The organism is Reichenbachiella sp. MALMAid0571 (assembly GCF_040151475.1).
Lineage (GTDB): Bacteria > Bacteroidota > Bacteroidia > Cytophagales > Cyclobacteriaceae > CAXBNB01.
Map to the genome: position 1 here is coordinate 106,946 of NZ_JBDKWG010000151.1, position 16,754 is coordinate 123,699.

General features: G+C 37.5%; 14 protein-coding genes. 5 read left to right on the plus strand and 9 right to left on the minus strand.

From position 1 onward, the window contains the following. Positions 1-41: 41 nt before the first annotated feature. The 7 genes from AAOP42_RS22480 to AAOP42_RS22510 form a co-directional block, all read right to left on the minus strand. Positions 42-1,124 carry a FecR family protein gene (locus AAOP42_RS22480; protein ID WP_349530838.1) on the minus strand — a complete coding sequence of 361 codons (1,083 nt, stop codon included), beginning with the start codon at positions 1,122-1,124 and terminating at the stop codon, positions 42-44. 55 nt (positions 1,125-1,179) lie between these two features. Continuing rightward, positions 1,180-1,770, minus strand: coding sequence for an RNA polymerase sigma factor (locus AAOP42_RS22485; RefSeq protein ID WP_349530839.1), 591 nt, complete (start codon positions 1,768-1,770; stop codon positions 1,180-1,182). Between the two features lie 218 nt (positions 1,771-1,988). After that, positions 1,989-2,576 (minus strand): LutC/YkgG family protein, encoded by a 588-nt coding sequence (locus AAOP42_RS22490; RefSeq protein ID WP_349530840.1) that lies wholly within the window; start codon positions 2,574-2,576, stop codon positions 1,989-1,991. Continuing rightward, positions 2,569-3,939 (minus strand): lactate utilization protein B, encoded by a 1,371-nt coding sequence (locus tag AAOP42_RS22495; RefSeq protein WP_349530841.1) that lies wholly within the window; start codon positions 3,937-3,939, stop codon positions 2,569-2,571. The genes AAOP42_RS22490 and AAOP42_RS22495 overlap by 8 nt, the downstream gene beginning before the upstream one ends. Beyond that, entirely contained in the window at positions 3,933-4,670 is a 738-nt protein-coding gene (locus AAOP42_RS22500; protein ID WP_349530842.1) for a (Fe-S)-binding protein, read from the minus strand. The genes AAOP42_RS22495 and AAOP42_RS22500 overlap by 7 nt, the downstream gene beginning before the upstream one ends. A 27-nt stretch (positions 4,671-4,697) precedes the next feature. Continuing rightward, entirely contained in the window at positions 4,698-5,552 is an 855-nt protein-coding gene (locus tag AAOP42_RS22505; RefSeq protein WP_349530843.1) for a fumarylacetoacetate hydrolase family protein, read from the minus strand. Positions 5,553-5,635: 83 nt separating this feature from the next. Further along, on the minus strand, positions 5,636-6,382 hold the full coding sequence (locus AAOP42_RS22510; RefSeq protein WP_349530844.1) for an SDR family NAD(P)-dependent oxidoreductase: 747 nt from the start codon (positions 6,380-6,382) through the stop codon (positions 5,636-5,638). A gap of 165 nt (positions 6,383-6,547) precedes the next feature. Between AAOP42_RS22510 and AAOP42_RS22515 the strand changes: the two genes are divergently transcribed. Further along, complete coding sequence (locus AAOP42_RS22515; RefSeq protein ID WP_349530845.1) at positions 6,548-7,402, plus strand: AraC family transcriptional regulator; 855 nt, start codon at positions 6,548-6,550, stop codon at positions 7,400-7,402. Positions 7,403-7,409: 7 nt separating this feature from the next. On the opposite strand, the gene AAOP42_RS22520 is transcribed toward AAOP42_RS22515, so the two are convergent. Next, positions 7,410-8,426 carry a Gfo/Idh/MocA family protein gene (locus AAOP42_RS22520; protein ID WP_349530846.1) on the minus strand — a complete coding sequence of 339 codons (1,017 nt, stop codon included), beginning with the start codon at positions 8,424-8,426 and terminating at the stop codon, positions 7,410-7,412. 133 nt (positions 8,427-8,559) lie between these two features. Here AAOP42_RS22520 and AAOP42_RS22525 point away from each other — a divergent pair, with 133 nt between their 5' ends. Next, positions 8,560-9,063, plus strand: a complete 504-nt coding sequence (locus AAOP42_RS22525; RefSeq protein ID WP_349530847.1) for a mechanosensitive ion channel domain-containing protein — start codon at positions 8,560-8,562, stop codon at positions 9,061-9,063. A 244-nt stretch (positions 9,064-9,307) separates the two neighbouring features. Here AAOP42_RS22525 and AAOP42_RS22530 read toward each other — a convergent pair whose 3' ends face one another. Continuing rightward, positions 9,308-11,107, minus strand: a complete 1,800-nt coding sequence (locus AAOP42_RS22530) for a DEAD/DEAH box helicase (protein WP_349530848.1) — start codon at positions 11,105-11,107, stop codon at positions 9,308-9,310. 260 nt (positions 11,108-11,367) lie between these two features. Between AAOP42_RS22530 and AAOP42_RS22535 the strand changes: the two genes are divergently transcribed. From AAOP42_RS22535 to galK, 3 genes are all read left to right on the plus strand, one after another. Further along, positions 11,368-12,201, plus strand: coding sequence for a hypothetical protein (locus AAOP42_RS22535; RefSeq protein ID WP_349530849.1), 834 nt, complete (start codon positions 11,368-11,370; stop codon positions 12,199-12,201). A 163-nt stretch (positions 12,202-12,364) separates the two neighbouring features. Continuing rightward, positions 12,365-15,475, plus strand: coding sequence for an ATP-binding cassette domain-containing protein (locus AAOP42_RS22540; RefSeq protein ID WP_349530850.1), 3,111 nt, complete (start codon positions 12,365-12,367; stop codon positions 15,473-15,475). 114 nt (positions 15,476-15,589) lie between these two features. Beyond that, positions 15,590-16,735, plus strand: coding sequence for a galactokinase (galK, locus tag AAOP42_RS22545; protein WP_349530851.1), 1,146 nt, complete (start codon positions 15,590-15,592; stop codon positions 16,733-16,735). Positions 16,736-16,754 lie beyond the last annotated feature (19 nt).

A 16,754-nucleotide genomic window follows, 5' to 3' on the forward strand; every position in this document is an offset into this window, starting at 1 on the left:
TTTTTTATTTGTCTTTATTTTTTCAAATCATACTATACATTTTAATTGAACATGATTTTTACTTTTTTTCCATCTATACTATAGTCGAAATTGAGGGTAAATCCCACAGCTTCTAATACCTGCTTTAAGTTTTGATCTTTGAATACACCTCCATAGCTGACCTTTTTATTGCCTGGTACTACAATTTCTATCTCTACTCCATACCATCTTTCCAGATTGGCAACCACGTCAGATACTGATGCTTTTTTAAAAGAAAGAATACCATCTTTCCAGAGCAAATCTCCATAATCATTGTATTTCTGCTTTTCAAACTCTTCAGTTTCTCGTATATATGTCAATTTTTCACCAGGCATAAGGATATTTTCTATCCCCTGGTTTCCTTTTTTATCAATTCTTACTTTGCCTGTAACAAGCGACACAGTTATGTTTTCTTCTCCATAATTACGTACATTGAAGGATGTCCCCAAAGCTACTGTGGAGATTCCTCCACTCCTGACTACAAATGGCTGTTCCGGATTTTTGACTACTTCAAAAAACGCCTCACCTTTCAGCTCTATCTCTCTAATGCCAGAAGAAAAATTTTCATCATAAGAAATCGAGCTTTCTGAATTCAGGATAACCTTAGAACCATCTTTGAGAAAGATAGTAGATTTCCTTCCTTTTGGGTTTTCTTTAGTTTGATAACTAAACTGGCCAGAAGCTTTATCCAAATTATATTCGCTTACTTTGATATAAATAAAGATAGTGCTTATAATCAATGCCAATGAAGCTGCTACTTTCAGAGCAGGTTTCAGCCAGATTTTTTTTCTGTTACCCTGATTTGCATTTCTCAACCCATTTTCATCGGGTATGATTTGATTTGAGGAATCATTTAACTTCAATCCCTCCTCCTGCAATTTTACAATGGACAGTATTTCGTCAACGATATGATCAAGATTAACGGATTTATTTGGGTTACCCTTTTCTATTTGATCAAATAAATCCTGTTCTATGTATAAACTTAGATCCTTCTCAAAATTTGCCGAATTGATCCATTGAATTAATAACTCAGGATAATTTCCAGAGTAATTATTTTTAATGAATTGTTTTAGTTGTTCTTTGTTCACTTTTATAGTCGTTTGCATATAGTACACTGTACTACGCCCGACTACTCACTCAACATCACAAAAAAATAACAATTTATTGAAGAAAAGTTAATAACAGGCTTAATTCCAGATAGCCACGGCTTTTTAAATACAACTTAAGAGACTTCAGTGCTCTGTAAATATGATTTTCAACCGTTCTTTCGGCAATATTGAGCTGATGGGCTATTTCTTTATTGCTCAAATTTTCATTTCTACTCAGCTTAAACACTTCTTTTCTTACCAATGGAAGGTTTTCAATATAGTGTTCCGTAATTTTTTTTATTTCTTTGAAATGTACATTATTTTCTGTGAAACTGCCGGCAATATTTGGTGAATGGGAAAGGTGCTGCAAATAGGCCTGCTCGACCAGTTGATGTTTTGATTTATTGAAAATAAGATTCTTTGCTATACTTACCACATAAGGGGCAAAGGGCAAATCCTCTTTAATTTTTGATCTATGTAGCCAAACCTTGAAGAAAACCTCCTGAACTATCTCTTCACTTTCCGATTTTGAGTTTAAGTACTGCAATGACACATTGTAAACATAAGGACTATACTTACTAAATATCTGACGAAAAGCATTTTGCTCTCCGTTTTTTAATTTTAGAAGTATTTCGCTTTCGTCCAACATATTTTGGTCTTTCATGGCAGGATTACATCCAAAAGAAACGTTTTGGAATAAGATGTGCACTGTGCACAAGCACTTTCACTTCCGAAACCTTTTCACATTTCTAGTCAATCATCTGACAATTTTAATCCTAATGTCAGTAAGCAAAAAAATAAAATGATGATTATTTTAAAAAAGCAGTATTGCTGTTGATCATTATTCATCAACAATAGAAAGGTTCTTAAGGCTTGGGCTGTTTACACCAACACTACCAAATGAGACTTGGTGCCATGTGCTCCTATTACGAGGTTTTGTTCTATATCGGCTGTTTTGGAGGGGCCTGCGATGAATGTTCCAAAACCAGATTTCATTCCACCTAAAGTTTGATAGGCGTGGTGCATGGTCGGTACAAGGTTGTTTTTATCCAGGATAAAAATAGTTCGTTCCACGATAAAAGGAAGCGCACGAACCTCGTGTAAAATATCATCATCCAGCCAAATAGCTGCATTTTCGGCTACACCTAATTTTCCTGCAACAATTAAAATTTTAACTTCAGACAGCTCTTTAGGTTGATCAATACCTTCATAGTTAAAACTCGTTTTTGATTTGATTATCCCTGTCAAATCAACAAAGGATTTATCCCCTACTTCTTCCAAAAGAATGCCTTCCAGCTTTCCCTTATCAGGTAAATCAAGACTGTTACCACCATTGGCTGCCAAACTGGCCTGATAGCTTTCAACCAAATCGTCAAATGGCACATCCAAGAATTGATTCAAATCAAAACTGGAATCAACCTCCGGCTTATTTTGTCTTATTCTATCCAATATTTTAGCCCTGCTATCCATTTTTCTTTCTATTCTGCTTATACCATGCTTTAAAACTGGATTCTGGAACGTCAGGTAAGTCTCTTTGCTTGCCCCAGACATTCAATTTACTATAAATTATCCCTCGTGGTATTATTTTGAGCATTGTCCGGGCAAATCCTCCAAGTATATCATAGAGCCAAGGGTATTTAAACACCTTTCCATTCACCTTCATGGCTACTTGTTTTACTTTATCAGGGTGTTCTTTCATGATCACCTGACGCCATTTGTACAACTGACTATGGATGTCAATTTTCACCGGACACACATCCGAGCAAGAACCACAAAGAGTAGAAGCAAAAGGTAAAGTCGAGTATTTTTTTAAATCAATATTTGGAGACAAAATAGAACCAATAGGCCCTGGAACGACACTGCCATAACTGTGTCCACCACTCCTGCGGTAAATCGGGCAGGTATTCATACAAGCCCCACATCGGATGCATTTCAGCGAGTTTCTAAAATCTTCTCGTCCAAGTTGTTCTGTACGCCCATTGTCAACAATTACCAAATGCATCTCCTGCCCTTTTCTTGGTTTTAGAAAATGAGAAGAATAAGTAGTAATCGATTGTCCGGTAGCACTTCTTGCCAACAAGCGCAGAAATACTCCTAAGTGCTCCATAGTAGGAATAAGCTTTTCCATGCCCATACAAGCAATATGCACAGGGGCTAAGTGTACACCCATATCGGCATTTCCTTCATTAGTGCATACTACAAATCCACCAGTATCTGCTATTGCAAAATTTACTCCTGTCAATGCAGCATCTGCATTCAGGAATTTTTCTCTTAAATCAACTCTGGCAGCATTGGTGAGAAACTGAGGATCTCCATTGCCGGGTTCTGTGCCCATAGTACGTTGAAAAAGCTCGTCAATTTCCTCCTTTTTCTTGTGAATGGCGGGCATCACTATATGACTCGGCGGCTCTTTCGCCAATTGAACTATCCGCTCACCAAGGTCTGTATCAACGACCTCTATTCCATGTTTTTCAAGAAATGGATTGAGGTGACATTCTTCAGTCAACATTGACTTACTTTTGACCAACTTCTTGACGTTATGCTTGTCCAGAATGCCCTTTACAATTTTATTGTGTTCGTCACCATCTATCGCCCAATGTACTTGAATACCATTGGCTTTAGCATTCTTTTCAAACTCTTCGAGGTAGGTGTCTAAGTTTGACAGCACCTTCATTTTAATCTGAGATGCCGTTTCCCTTAGTTCTTCCCATTGAGGAATTTTATTTACTGCCAAGTCACGTTTGTTCCTGACAAACCAAAGAGATTTGTCGTGCCAGTTTACCCGATCCTCATCTTTATTAAATTCCGCTGCAGCTTTTGGATGTGTTAACATTGGCTATTGAGTATTTCTGCTATATGTTTCACTTCAACGGGTTGACCATTTCTTTTCAAAAGTCCTTCCAGGTGCATCAGGCAAGACATATCACCCCCCGTCAATACTTCTACGCCGTGATCAATGTGATCCTGCAACCTGTCCTTTCCCATTTTAACCGAAATTGCTTCCTCAGCTACAGCGAATGTCCCACCAAATCCGCAACATTCATCTTTTCTGGTCAGTGATATCAACTCAATGCCTTTTACTTTCTTCAGTTGAGATTCTGCAAAAGAAAAAGGCACTCCTACCCTTTCACTACATTCGCCAAGTCTCAATCCTCTTAAGCCATGACAACTCTGGTGCAACCCCACTTTTTTAGGGAATGATGCTTCAAAACCCGGATCGCCCAAAACATTTGTAATAAAATCACAAAGCTCATAAGTCTTATTTCTAATGTGTTCGACCTCTTTGCTTTGATCTATAATGTTGAAATGATGCTTAACATGATAAACGCAACTACCTGAAGGAGAAACTATGTAATCGTATTGCTGAAAGTTTTTAACAAAAAGTTCGTAAGAGTCTTTTGAATAACACTCAAAACCGGAATTGGCCATAGGCTGTCCACAACATGTCTGATTTTCGGGGTAACTGACATCTACTCCCAATTTTTCCAGTAATTCCAAAGTAGCAATACCTACTTTTGGATAAAACTGATCTATGTAACACGGTATGAACAAACCTACTTTCATAAATAATTTTTCAGTTTCGGTGAAATATCAACCTTTGTATGCTTTCAAGTTTTGCTTAGAAGTACCCAATCCATCGATACCCAATTCTACCACATCTCCATCTTTAAGATACACTGGTGGATTTAGCCCAAGACCTACTCCGAAAGGTGTTCCGGTAGAAATTATATCACCAGGGAGCAATGTCATAAATTGACTCAAGTAACTGATAAGTGTTGGAATACCGAATACCAAATCGTCAGTATTGCTATTTTGCATCATCTTTCCGTTCACTTTCAACCATAGGTTCAAGTTATGTGGATCTTTGATTTCATCTTTAGTAGCCAACCATGGCCCTACCGGAGCGAAAGTATCACAACTTTTACCCTTCACCCATTGTCCTGAACGTTCGAGTTGAAATGCCCTTTCACTGTAATCATTGTGTAGCACATAACCAGCTACATGGTTCATTGCATCTTCTTCACTTACGTAAGAGGCTTTTGCTCCAATTACCACTGCCAATTCTACTTCCCAATCTGTTTTTTCACTTCCTTTAGGAATGATTACATCGTCGTTAGGCCCTACAATTGCACTGGTTGCCTTGAAGAAAATAACAGGCTCAGCAGGTACATCCATACCACTCTCTGCTGCATGTTTGGCATAGTTCAACCCAATACAAACAATTTTCGACGGCCTGCAAATAGATGCTGCCAATCTTTCATCATCAGAAACTTCCGGTAGATTGTCCTGACCTTTAAGCCATTCGGCCAATCTTTCTATTCCATTAGTTCCGAAGAAATTTTCATCATAATCCTCTCCAAAAGCAGATACATCCACTTTCTTTCCACTTTCCAATATCAAACCGGGCTTTTCATTGCCCTCTTGTCCAAATCTTATTAGTTTCATAAGTATAAATTTATATTATAGTTGTCTTTACAGTATCAATCACATTATTGCTCTGAATCAAAAACAGGTAAATGATACCTTTGTTAATTGCTTAGTTTTATAAATCCCCCGTCGATAGGGTAATCGGTACCGGTAATAAATCCTGCCTTATCAGAACAAAGAAATAAAGCCAATTCAGCTATTTCAGATGGCTTGCCCATTCTCCCGATAGGTTGAGATTTTGATAGTTTCTCAAACATCTCCTTTTCTTGTCCGGGATAATTTTTAGCAATAAATCCATCTACAAAGGGTGTATGTACCCTGGCAGGAGAAATGCAATTGCACCGAATACCGTCAGCCAGATAATCCTTAGCAACAGAATAGGTCATGGTCAATACTGCACCTTTGGTCATGGAATAGGCAAAGCGATCAGGAATACCGATTGACGAGGCTATAGAAGCCATATTCAAAATAACTCCTTTCGTTTTTTTTAAAGAATCTAAGCTTCCTTTGATACAATTAAATACCCCTTTGATATTTACATTATACAGGCGATCCATGTCTTCTTCGTTGGTGTTTTCTATTTTGCCAACATGGGCAATACCAGCATTGTTAACTAAAATATCAATATCATGTTCTTTGACAATAGATTCTAAAACCTGATTGACCTGTGACTGATTTGCCACATTGCATTGATGAATTTTAACATCACCTTCAGCATCTATAGTGACATTTTCATTCAATTCCAAAACATGAACGTGAGCTCCATTAGAAGCAAAAAGTTGTGTAATTGCAAGTCCTATACCACTGGCTCCTCCAGTGATCACTGCTACTTTATTGGCTAGTTGCATAAGTTGATAGTGTTTTAAAAAAACTGACCTCATTTCAGTCAAGAATACTACTGCAATATTGATTCATTTTAGAACTTCCTCCCTCATTTTTTTTGACTTTTTGCGATTCTTTTTTTGCATTAATGACAATAACACACATATTTATGCAAATAATTTATATAAAATATGCATCCTGAATTTTTGGACAGAAGTGTTGACCACAACAGATCTGTATCTGTTACCAGGTATTTCAACAAGGAACTGATAAAAATATGGCATTATCATGAACAAGTAGAAATTGTAGGAATTATCAGCAATTCGGGAACAAGGTTTGTCGGAGACAATATTGAAAAATATGAGTCCGGTGATATTGTCATCATTGGCGAAAACCTGCCTCACATGTGGCAAAATGACTCAGAAAACTCTAAATCCGGCATAAGTTCTGAAGTAATAGCTATCCATCTGGGGAATGTTTTCACTCATACCAATTTGTTAGAACTACCAGAATACAAAAATGCAAAAAAACTGATCAAACTCTCGAAGCAAGGCATAGTTTTTCACAATGCAAAAGAGACACTTACGAAAATCAGTAAACTTCACACTATGGATTCCTTCAATCAATTTATGGCCGTAATGGACATCATGCATGATTTGGGAAATAACCCTGATTATGAGTTATTGACCAGTAAGGGGTTTGTTGAAAAGATAAACGATCAAAATGAAGGACGGCTGCAACATGTTCATGATTATGTGATGAACAATTTTAAATACCAAATAAGTCTTGTACAAGCTGCTGATGTTGCCAATATGAACTCATCTTCATTTAGCAGGTATTTCAAACAAAAATACGGGAAAAATTTTTCTCAATATGTAAATGAAATTCGCATAGGTTACGCCTGTAAATTACTACTCAAAGATCAATATTCGGTAACCGAAGTGTGTTTTGAATCAGGGTTCAACAACATCTCAAACTTCAACAAACAGTTTAAAACCATTCATTCCATTTCACCAAAAGAATACAAAAAAAAGTTCAAGTCATAAACTAATCTCAAGACAGATAAACCACTTTATTCTCCCTCGACGATTTATAAATGGCGTTGATCACTTCCACAGATTTAATGGCTTCATTTCCATTTACACGAGGTTCTGTGTCATTGATAATATTATCAACGAATTCTTTGAATTGTGCGGAGTGAAGTTTGTAGTCTATGGCCATGGGGTCAGACGCACCAGACTCGCCCCCGTTGGTGTCTTTTAAAACCATACCATTCAGATTATGAACTAACTCCCCTTTCTCCAAAATCATGCTACCCCGTTCTCCATGTATTTCTAGTTTTTCAGGAAAACCTGCACGAATAGATGTACTGCCTTCTATGGTACCCAAAGCACCACTTTCAAATTCTAAAATGGCAACACCCAAATCCTCTCCCTCTATATTGTGAGTAAGTGTAGTTATTTTTCCACGAACAGATTTTACCGGCCCCATCACTTCCAACAATAAGTCAATAGTATGAATGGATTGATTGATCAGTGCTGCTCCTCCGTCTCCACTGAGCACGCCTTTCCAATCCGATGTATCGTAATATTCCTGCCCCCTGAACCATTTGATATATGCATTACCTAAAACGAGTTTCCCGAGATCACCACGGTCAACTGTTTTTCTAAGTTTCATATAATCTTCAGAATACCTGTTTTGGAAAACACAGGCGAGTTTTACATTGTGCTTTTCACAAGCTGCTATTATTTCTTTTGACCGCTCAATATCTATTTCAAGTGGCTTCTCTACAATCACATGTTTTCCTGCCTGAGCTGCTTGTATGGCAGGTTCCAAATGAAAACCTGAAGGAGTACAAATACTTACCACATCAACTTCAGGGTCATTGATTAATTGATCATAATCCGAATATATTTTAACACCTTCCAGGTTTTTATTTTCCGCTAATTTTGAAGTGTTTCTGGCAGAAACAGCAACAACCTCTGCTTGCTCCAGATCGTTAATCGCCTTTAGATGATGGCCTGCAATACTCCCAAAACCAATAATTCCAAATCCTATTTTTTTGTTCATGAGAAAAAGATCATAACTTCACTTAAATATATTTGAGTGCAATATATTTGGTGAAAATGATTTACAAAACTATTGAGTTGAGTTTTTGATATTCACTCCACATAGAATTTAGAATATAAATAATCAGACATAAATGACAGAAGAAATCATTCACCAAATTGGTATCACGGCAGGAGTATTAGTATTCTATTTTATTACCAGGTTTTTTATAACCAGATTTAATAAAAGATATGCTGTTAGAAACAAAATACAGAAGGACAGAGCAATACTGATTAGTAAAATTATCAATTTTATACTATCGCTATTGTTTGCTGTAGGGATTGCGATTATATGGAATTTTACCTTTGAAAACTTTTTTGTTTACCTCACTTCGTTTTTTACCATACTGGGTATTGGACTATTCGCTCAATGGTCTATTTTAAGCAATGTAACCTCTGCGCTGATACTGTTTTTTTATTACCCCTATCGCATAGGAAGTAAGGTCAAAATCATTGATGGAGACAATTCTATAACCGGTATAGTCCGAGACATTACATTGTTTTCTGTTAAAATTGAAGATGAAGATGGACATATAATTTCGTACCCAAACAACCTTGCCATACAGAAACCAATGGCATCAATAGAGCCTAAAGAATGACTTTTAGGGTACGGGTTTAAATCTTAGTGAGTGAAACCTTAAGTTTCACAAATGAGGGAATAAAAAAAGAGGCTGTCTCAAAAGACAGACGGTTCCCAGATTCATTCTGGGATCTGCTCTAGAAACAGCCATTCATGCCTTTTCAAAGGGATGCCGGAACACCTGCCTAACGACAGTCAGGAGCCCGGCAAGTGTTTAGCTCTTTTGAAACAGCCTCTTTTAACTTTATGCTTTAGGAGTGATTTTAAAATCTTCTTCTTCCTCCGCCTTTTCGTCCACCAGATCCACTTCCTCCATAACTACCGCCACCGGAAGAATTTCTACCACTGCTTCTACGGTCTGAAGATCCACCTCGTCCAGAAGAACGGCCACTTCCTCCTCTTCCATAGCCTCCGCCACTACTTTGCCCTCTTCTCCGGTCTCCTCCTCTTTTCTTACCACTCGAAGGTGGACGATCTTCATCAGGGTTAGTTCTTACTTCGCGCCCGTCAATGTCCAGGCCATCTAATGCTTCCGAGATTCTAGATGCCTGATCTCTAGGTACTGTATAATAAGAGCATTTGTTCAGGACTGTCATGTCCGTAATGCTTGAATCTTTGATTCCTGTAACTTCAGTAATAAGTTTGGTCAATCCTTCATCGTCCATCCCATCCATTTCCCCAAGGTTAATATAGAACCTTTGCTCATTTGGATTGCCCTGACTTCTCTCACTTCTTCCCTCTTCCACATTAATGTTTTTCGTCTCAGAAGAACCAGACAATGCCTTCAACTCTCTGGAAATAAGCTTTTGAATAAGCTGATCCTTATCCATATCAGCAAATATCTCCTGTACTTTGTCCCAGTCCTCTTTAGAAATGTTATTGGAAACTTCTACTTTTTCGATTGAATTTGCCCACTGCTCCAGCTTGTTGCTTCTTATATTGGTCATAGAAGGCAATACATCTTTCTCAAAACCAATTTGCAATCTTTGCTCAAGGAATTTGATTTTCTTCAAATCTCCTTTAGTAGCAAGAATAAGCGATACTCCTGTTTTTCCGGCACGGGCAGTTCTGCCACTTCGATGGGTATAAAATTCTATCTCATCCGGAAGCCTGTGATGAATGACATGGGTTACATTGTTTACGTCTATCCCTCGTGCCGCCACATCTGTTGCTATCAAAACCCTAAGCTTCATGGCTTTGAACTTCTTCATCACATGATCCCTCTGCTTCTGTGTAAGGTCTCCATTCAAGGCATCTGCACTGTATCCGTCTTTATTCAACTCATCTGAAAGACTTACCGTGTCCATTTTGGTTCGGCAAAAAATAATGCCATAGAAATCTGAATGCGTATCCATGATCCGCTCAATAGCTTCAGTTTTGTCACTTGCTTTCAGTAGCACATATTTGTGCTCAATATTTACATTTACTTTGACCCCAGCACTTACCGTTACCTCTTTTGGATCATTCATGTACTCATGCACAATGTTTTTGATGGCTTTGGGCATAGTAGCAGAAAAAAGCCACGTATGTTTTTCCTTGGGGGTAAAAGCCAATATTTTGTTCAACTCTTCTTTGAATCCCATGTTCAGCATCTCATCTGCTTCATCGAGAATCACATGAGAAATATCCTCTAATTTCAAGGCTTTTCGACCAATGAGGTCGATACATCTACCTGGAGTAGCTACTACGATCTGGCAGCTCTTTTTCAAATCTTTCATCTGACCTGTAATAGAAGCTCCTCCATAAACTGCCACTACATTTAACTTCTTATAATATTTGGAGAATTGCTGAAGCTGATCGGTAATTTGCTGCACCAACTCCCGGGTAGGTGCCAATACGATCGCTTGTGTTGCTTTCCAATCGTGATCTACCAGATCAATAATCGGTAAGCCAAATGCTGCTGTTTTTCCGGTTCCTGTTTGTGCCAGTCCGATAAAATCATTCTGAGAAGCCAACAATATTGGTATGGCTTCTTGTTGTATTTGGGTAGGTGTGTCTATTCCTAATTCTGGGAGGGCTTTCAGTATTTCCGAAGAAAGCCCAAGGTCTGAAAAATTACTCAAGGTGTGTTTTTTATTTGAGCCGCAAAGTTAGACCTATTATAATTAATAGTTATGAAGGACAGACCATTAGTTTAAGTAATTCTATTTCAAATGACCAACAGGAGATTCAGTTTCAACAAAATGCCAACCTTAGTCACCTTTTAACAAGTGTGAAAAAAGACGAAGCTCAACGTAATCATTATAGAAATATTCTCCAGGTTGTGTAATTAGTCTATTTTTTAATACTTTTAGGTCTTATCTCATAAACCTATATTTATAATATGCTTAGTACTTATAAAAACACCCTCAAACTATTTGTTTGTGTTTGTATTTCTGGTCTCATTTTTAGCTGTGGAAGCAATAAAAAATCAGAAAACGCTGCAGCACAATTTGAAGAAAGTGCCGAAAAAATCAATGAAGTAGTACAAAACGAATTCAAATACCCAATACCAACATCTTTTCAGGTCTCTCAACTGTTGCAGGATGCCAACGCTGCATTTATTCTTGCCATCACCAACCCTGTAGAAAATGTAGATAAATATGAAACTCAGAGGGCAAAAGCCCTGAACCTTGGAATCTATGGAGCTGACCTAAGTTACGCAAGTACTTATAACCGAAAAGAGGAAACCATGGAATTATTAAAAGCCTCAAAAGGCCTGATTGATGGTTTGCAAATTTCCAATGTTTTTACTCAATCTATGGCAGATAGAATAGAAGGAAATATAGAAAACAAAGACTCTTTGATAAGTATTATTTCTCACTCGTTTTACCGAACTTATGCACAGCTCAATCAGAATGGACAAGACAAACTGGCTCTGTTAGTAGTGGCTGGTAGCTGGATAGAAGGACTGTATATCACCACTCAGTTGGCAATATCCAGTAATTATGATGAAAGAATCATGAAAATAGTAGCTGATCAGAAAATCACTGCAAAAAAATTGGCTGAGTTGTGTGAAAAGTACAAAGATGATGCTGATGTCAATTCAATACTTCCATTAATCCGTTTTATGAATTTAGTTTATGACGGAGTGATCGAAGGGGCTAACATTTCCAAGGGTCAACTCTTGGATATTTTAGACAATGTGGAAGAAACAAGAAATGATATCGTAGGATAAAAAAACAGCGACAGAAAGATTTAGGGTATATTGATGCTATGTTGTCAGTATGCCCTTTTTAAATTACATGGAATTAATGAGATAATTACCCAAAAAAGCTATTAAAGTATAAGCCGTAACTATCAGAATATTTTCCAATTAAACTCAATATAAATCCATACCTATGAGTGAATCCATTATCAATGCACTAATGCATCTTTTTGCGATCATTGAAAGCGTAAAAGATCAGGTGGTTGATACTGGGAATATGGTTGTTAAACCTTATCTGGAAAGGCGTCTCAATCAAGAATTGTCAGAAAGATACCTGAACCTTTACCAAAACTACGTGGATTTTTACAGACGGGAATCCAAAAGCGTGTCTGAGGAAAAAGTAATGGAACTGGAAACGAAGAATATCATTCAGGTAACAAAAATATGCAATCAACTGAACTCTGAATTGGTAAGGTATGAAAGAACAATCTTATTCATACAACTCATAGAGCTGATCAACACCGATAAGAAGGTATCTGAAAAAGAAAGGGATTTCATCAGACTGGTGGCACTCAATTTCAACATTTCCAATGAAGAGAATGTAAATATCAAATCATTTATTCTTGACCCAGACATCAAAAAAGTCTCCAGGAATGCAGCTTTAGTCATTGACAATAAAATGACCGAATGGCCGGAAGATATGGCTTTGATGATGAAAAACAAAAAGTTGCCAGGATCGAATGATTTCAAGCACATCCATGAAAAAAACCTATTCGGAACGATAGTAGTCCTACATATTGCCAGTGTAGAATTATTTGTGTGTCGGTACACTGGCCCATTGAACCTCTATCTGGAAGGGAACAAAATGGTATCCGGCAGCAACTACATCCTGAAACCGGGAGCAATCATAAAAGGGGCTCAAATTTCCCCTATTTATGAATCTGAAATAAGCAAAATGTTTTTGCTGCAAGAAGAAAAAATAAAAACCGTTCTTGTTGGAGAAAATATAAAATACCAATTCAAAAACAGTGACAATGGCATTAAGCCATTTAGTTTTTACGAAGAGTCAGGAACACTTTTAGGTATAATGGGTGGCAGTGGATCCGGGAAATCAACCCTGATTAACATTTTGAGCGGAAAAATCATCCCAGATCAAGGAAAAATCCATATCAATGGACATGATATTGAAGAATGTGTGGAAGAAGGGTTGATTGGTTTCGTACCTCAAGACGACCTGTTATTTGAGGAACTCACCGTTTATGAAAATCTTTATTTCAATGCGGAACTATGCTTCGGGAAATTTTCTGAAGAAAAAATAAGAGACATCATTCAAAAAGTACTGACAGATCTGGATATTGCCGAAATAGCAGATTTAAAAGTAGGTGATCCCCTCAACAAAACCATCAGTGGAGGACAAAGAAAGCGGCTAAATATCGGCCTGGAATTGATGAGAGAGCCATCCATACTCTATGTTGATGAACCTACTTCCGGCCTTTCTTCCATGGATTCGGAAAAAGTAATGAAACTACTCAAAGAACAATCAAAAAAAGGAAAACTGGTAGTTGTAATTATTCATCAACCTTCTTCTGACATATTCAAACTCTTTGACAAATTGTGGATTCTGGACAGAGGTGGCTATCCAATTTACAATGGCAATCCGATTGATTCCGTTGTTTATTTTAAGACCATGAATACCCATGTGAATGCTGCCGAGAGCGAATGCAGAACCTGTGGCAATGTCATTACAGAACAGCTATTGCATATCATTGAATCCAAAGAAATCAATGAAAAAGGTGAATCAACACAAAAAAGAAAAACACCACCATCTGTATGGTATGAAAAATACAGGGAAAATATATTACCTCAATTAAAACCAATCAAATGGCAAACACAGCTCCCTCCTTCCAATTTTCAAATACCAAAAAAACTTGAGCAATTGTCTCTGTTTCTCAGGCGAACACTATTGTCCAAGCGTAGCAACAAGCAATATTTAATTTTAAATTTGCTGGAGCCACCCCTACTGGCTCTTATCCTTGGTTATCTTTCAAAATATTCGGTAGGCTCTGAATACATATTTAGTGAAAATAAAAACCTTGCGGTTTACCTTTTCATGTCAGTAGTAGTAGCGTTATTCATGGGGTTATCCGTAAGTGCAGAGGAAATTTTCAAAGATCAAAAAATTCTGGTCAGAGAGTCTTTTCTGAACCTGAGCAGGTTTAGTTACCTCAATTCCAAAATCATCTACCTGTTCTGCCTCACAGGAGTACAAATGTTTATATTCGTACTGGTTGGCAATCATATTCTGGAAATTGAAGGACTCACTTTCAATTACTGGCTCATTCTGTTTTCTGCCGGATGTTTCGCCAATATAATAGGGCTCAATATTTCATCAGGACTCAATTCCATTGTTACCATATACATCCTCATTCCATTGATTTTGGTGCCTCAGCTTTTGCTCGGTGGAGCCATGATTCGATTTGATGAACTTCATACAAAAATCAGAAATGAACATCATGTTCCTTTGATCGGGAATGTAATGGTATCGAGATGGGCTTATGAAGCACTCGCTGTGGAGCAGTATAAAAACAACTATTATGAGCGGTTGTTCTTCAATGATGACAGGGAAATCAGTACCAACAGCTATAAAGCATCATACCTGATACCCCGGCTGGAACAAGAAACCAACAAAGCACTACAATACACTCAGGCAAAAGATTCGATTCCTGCTACCTATACTTTTAAATTATTGAGCAGAGAGCTTCAACTTTTAAATACTGAAAGCGAAAAATCACCATTCAACAAGTTTGATCGATTAAATACTACTGATTTTGACAGTACTGTTTTTAAGAATGTGATGGGATTTTTGGAATCACAAAAGGAACATTACCGCAACAAAATGCAGCAGGCAAATGAAGCCAGAGAGTCCAAATACAATGAGACAATCAAGTCCATTGGAAAAGATGAACTCTATTCTCTGAAGCAAAACAATCACAACAAAGCAATAGCCAATCTGGTACTCAACAGAGATGTAATAGAAAAAATACACCTGCACAATTCCAGATTCATCCAGAAGAAAGACCCAATCTATATGACCCCTACTTCAAAATGGGGCAATTCCCAATTCTATGCCCCCTCTAAATACATTGGTACTTTCGAAGTTGATACTTTTTGGTTCAACATTATGGCAATTTGGTTCTTGTCATTGTTCTTCTATTTCACTTTGTTATTTGACCTATTGAAAAAATCTTTGCAAAGAATTACCATACTCATCCAAGCCACACGGAGAAAATCTCCTTCATCCTAATTTCTTTTTTTCTTTGCCAATTTCAGCAGGGTCAGTCCTACTATTTCACCAAAAAATAGTTACAATAAATCAATAAACGTTAGTTTTACGTTTAAATAAATATTTGCTTACAAAATGATACAAGAAATTTCTTCCAAATACTTCTCCTTGTTTGAAAAAACACCTGAAGTAAAAGTTCAGGCACCCGGAAGAATCAACATTATAGGTGAGCATACGGACTATAACCTGGGATTCGTACTACCGGCAGCCATCAATAAATATACTTTTTTCGCAATAGGAAAAAATGGAGCTAAAACCGCAACAATATATTCAGCAGATTATGATGAATCCCGAAAACTGGACATCAACATTCCAAAAGTAAAATCATCGGGATGGATGAAATACATGGAATCCATGATGATTGGTTTGCAGGAAGAAGGCTATAAGATTGGTGGCTTCAATCTGGTCTTTGGTGGAAACATACCTATAGGTGCAGGACTCTCCTCCTCTGCTGCACTCACCTGTGGTCTTTATTACGCATTGAGTGAACTTTTTGACCTGGGTATAAGTAAAGAAAAGATTGCTAAAATGGCCCAGGCCTCTGAGCATAGGGTCGGACTAAATTGTGGACTTATGGATCAGTACGCTGTTACATTCAGCAAAAAAGACCACTGCCTGTTTCTGGATTGCAGAAACCTGAAATACAAGTTTTTTCCAGCTGTACTGGATGGCTACACTATCGTACTGCTGGACACCTGTATCACTCATGAACTGACAGATTCCGGATACAACGACCGAAGAAATGATGTTGAAAGTGTAGTTGAACTGGTAAAGAAAAAATACCCTGAAGTTCAATCAGCCAGAGATCTCACTAAAGAAATATTAGGTACACTTTCAGATCAAATTGACCCAATAAAATTAAAACGGGCTCACTTTGTCATCAATGAAAATACCCGTGTAATAAATACATGTGAAGCACTTAGTGAAAATGATCTTGTAAGCATGGGAAAAAATATGAATCAATCCCATCATGGCTTAAGCAAGATGTATGAAGTAAGCTGTAAAGAACTGGACTTCCTGGCTGACTTTGCTCACAAAGACAAAAATGTATTAGGTGCCAGAATGATGGGAGGTGGATTTGGTGGCTGCACTATCAATATAGTGAAGAAGGGTTATGAGGAAGAGTTTATCTCAAAAGCAAGTCAGGCATACAAAACAGCTTTTAATATTGTCTTGAAATCTTATCAGGTGGATTTGGGTAAGGGTTTGGGGAGGGTTTGATTGAACTCAGGAAGTGTCT

Coding starts and splice junctions, on each gene's coding strand:
- AAOP42_RS22480 (WP_349530838.1), bottom strand. CDS start 1,124: ATGCAAACGACTATAAAAGTGAACAAAGAACAACTAAAACAATTCATT.
- AAOP42_RS22535 (WP_349530849.1), top strand. CDS start 11,368: ATGCTTAGTACTTATAAAAACACCCTCAAACTATTTGTTTGTGTTTGT.
- AAOP42_RS22510 (WP_349530844.1), bottom strand. CDS start 6,382: ATGCAACTAGCCAATAAAGTAGCAGTGATCACTGGAGGAGCCAGTGGT.
- AAOP42_RS22505 (WP_349530843.1), bottom strand. CDS start 5,552: ATGAAACTAATAAGATTTGGACAAGAGGGCAATGAAAAGCCCGGTTTG.
- AAOP42_RS22500 (WP_349530842.1), bottom strand. CDS start 4,670: ATGAAAGTAGGTTTGTTCATACCGTGTTACATAGATCAGTTTTATCCA.
- AAOP42_RS22540 (WP_349530850.1), top strand. CDS start 12,365: ATGAGTGAATCCATTATCAATGCACTAATGCATCTTTTTGCGATCATT.
- AAOP42_RS22515 (WP_349530845.1), top strand. CDS start 6,548: ATGCATCCTGAATTTTTGGACAGAAGTGTTGACCACAACAGATCTGTA.
- AAOP42_RS22525 (WP_349530847.1), top strand. CDS start 8,560: ATGACAGAAGAAATCATTCACCAAATTGGTATCACGGCAGGAGTATTA.
- galK (WP_349530851.1), top strand. CDS start 15,590: ATGATACAAGAAATTTCTTCCAAATACTTCTCCTTGTTTGAAAAAACA.
- AAOP42_RS22490 (WP_349530840.1), bottom strand. CDS start 2,576: ATGGATAGCAGGGCTAAAATATTGGATAGAATAAGACAAAATAAGCCG.
- AAOP42_RS22495 (WP_349530841.1), bottom strand. CDS start 3,939: ATGTTAACACATCCAAAAGCTGCAGCGGAATTTAATAAAGATGAGGAT.
- AAOP42_RS22485 (WP_349530839.1), bottom strand. CDS start 1,770: ATGAAAGACCAAAATATGTTGGACGAAAGCGAAATACTTCTAAAATTA.
- AAOP42_RS22520 (WP_349530846.1), bottom strand. CDS start 8,426: ATGAACAAAAAAATAGGATTTGGAATTATTGGTTTTGGGAGTATTGCA.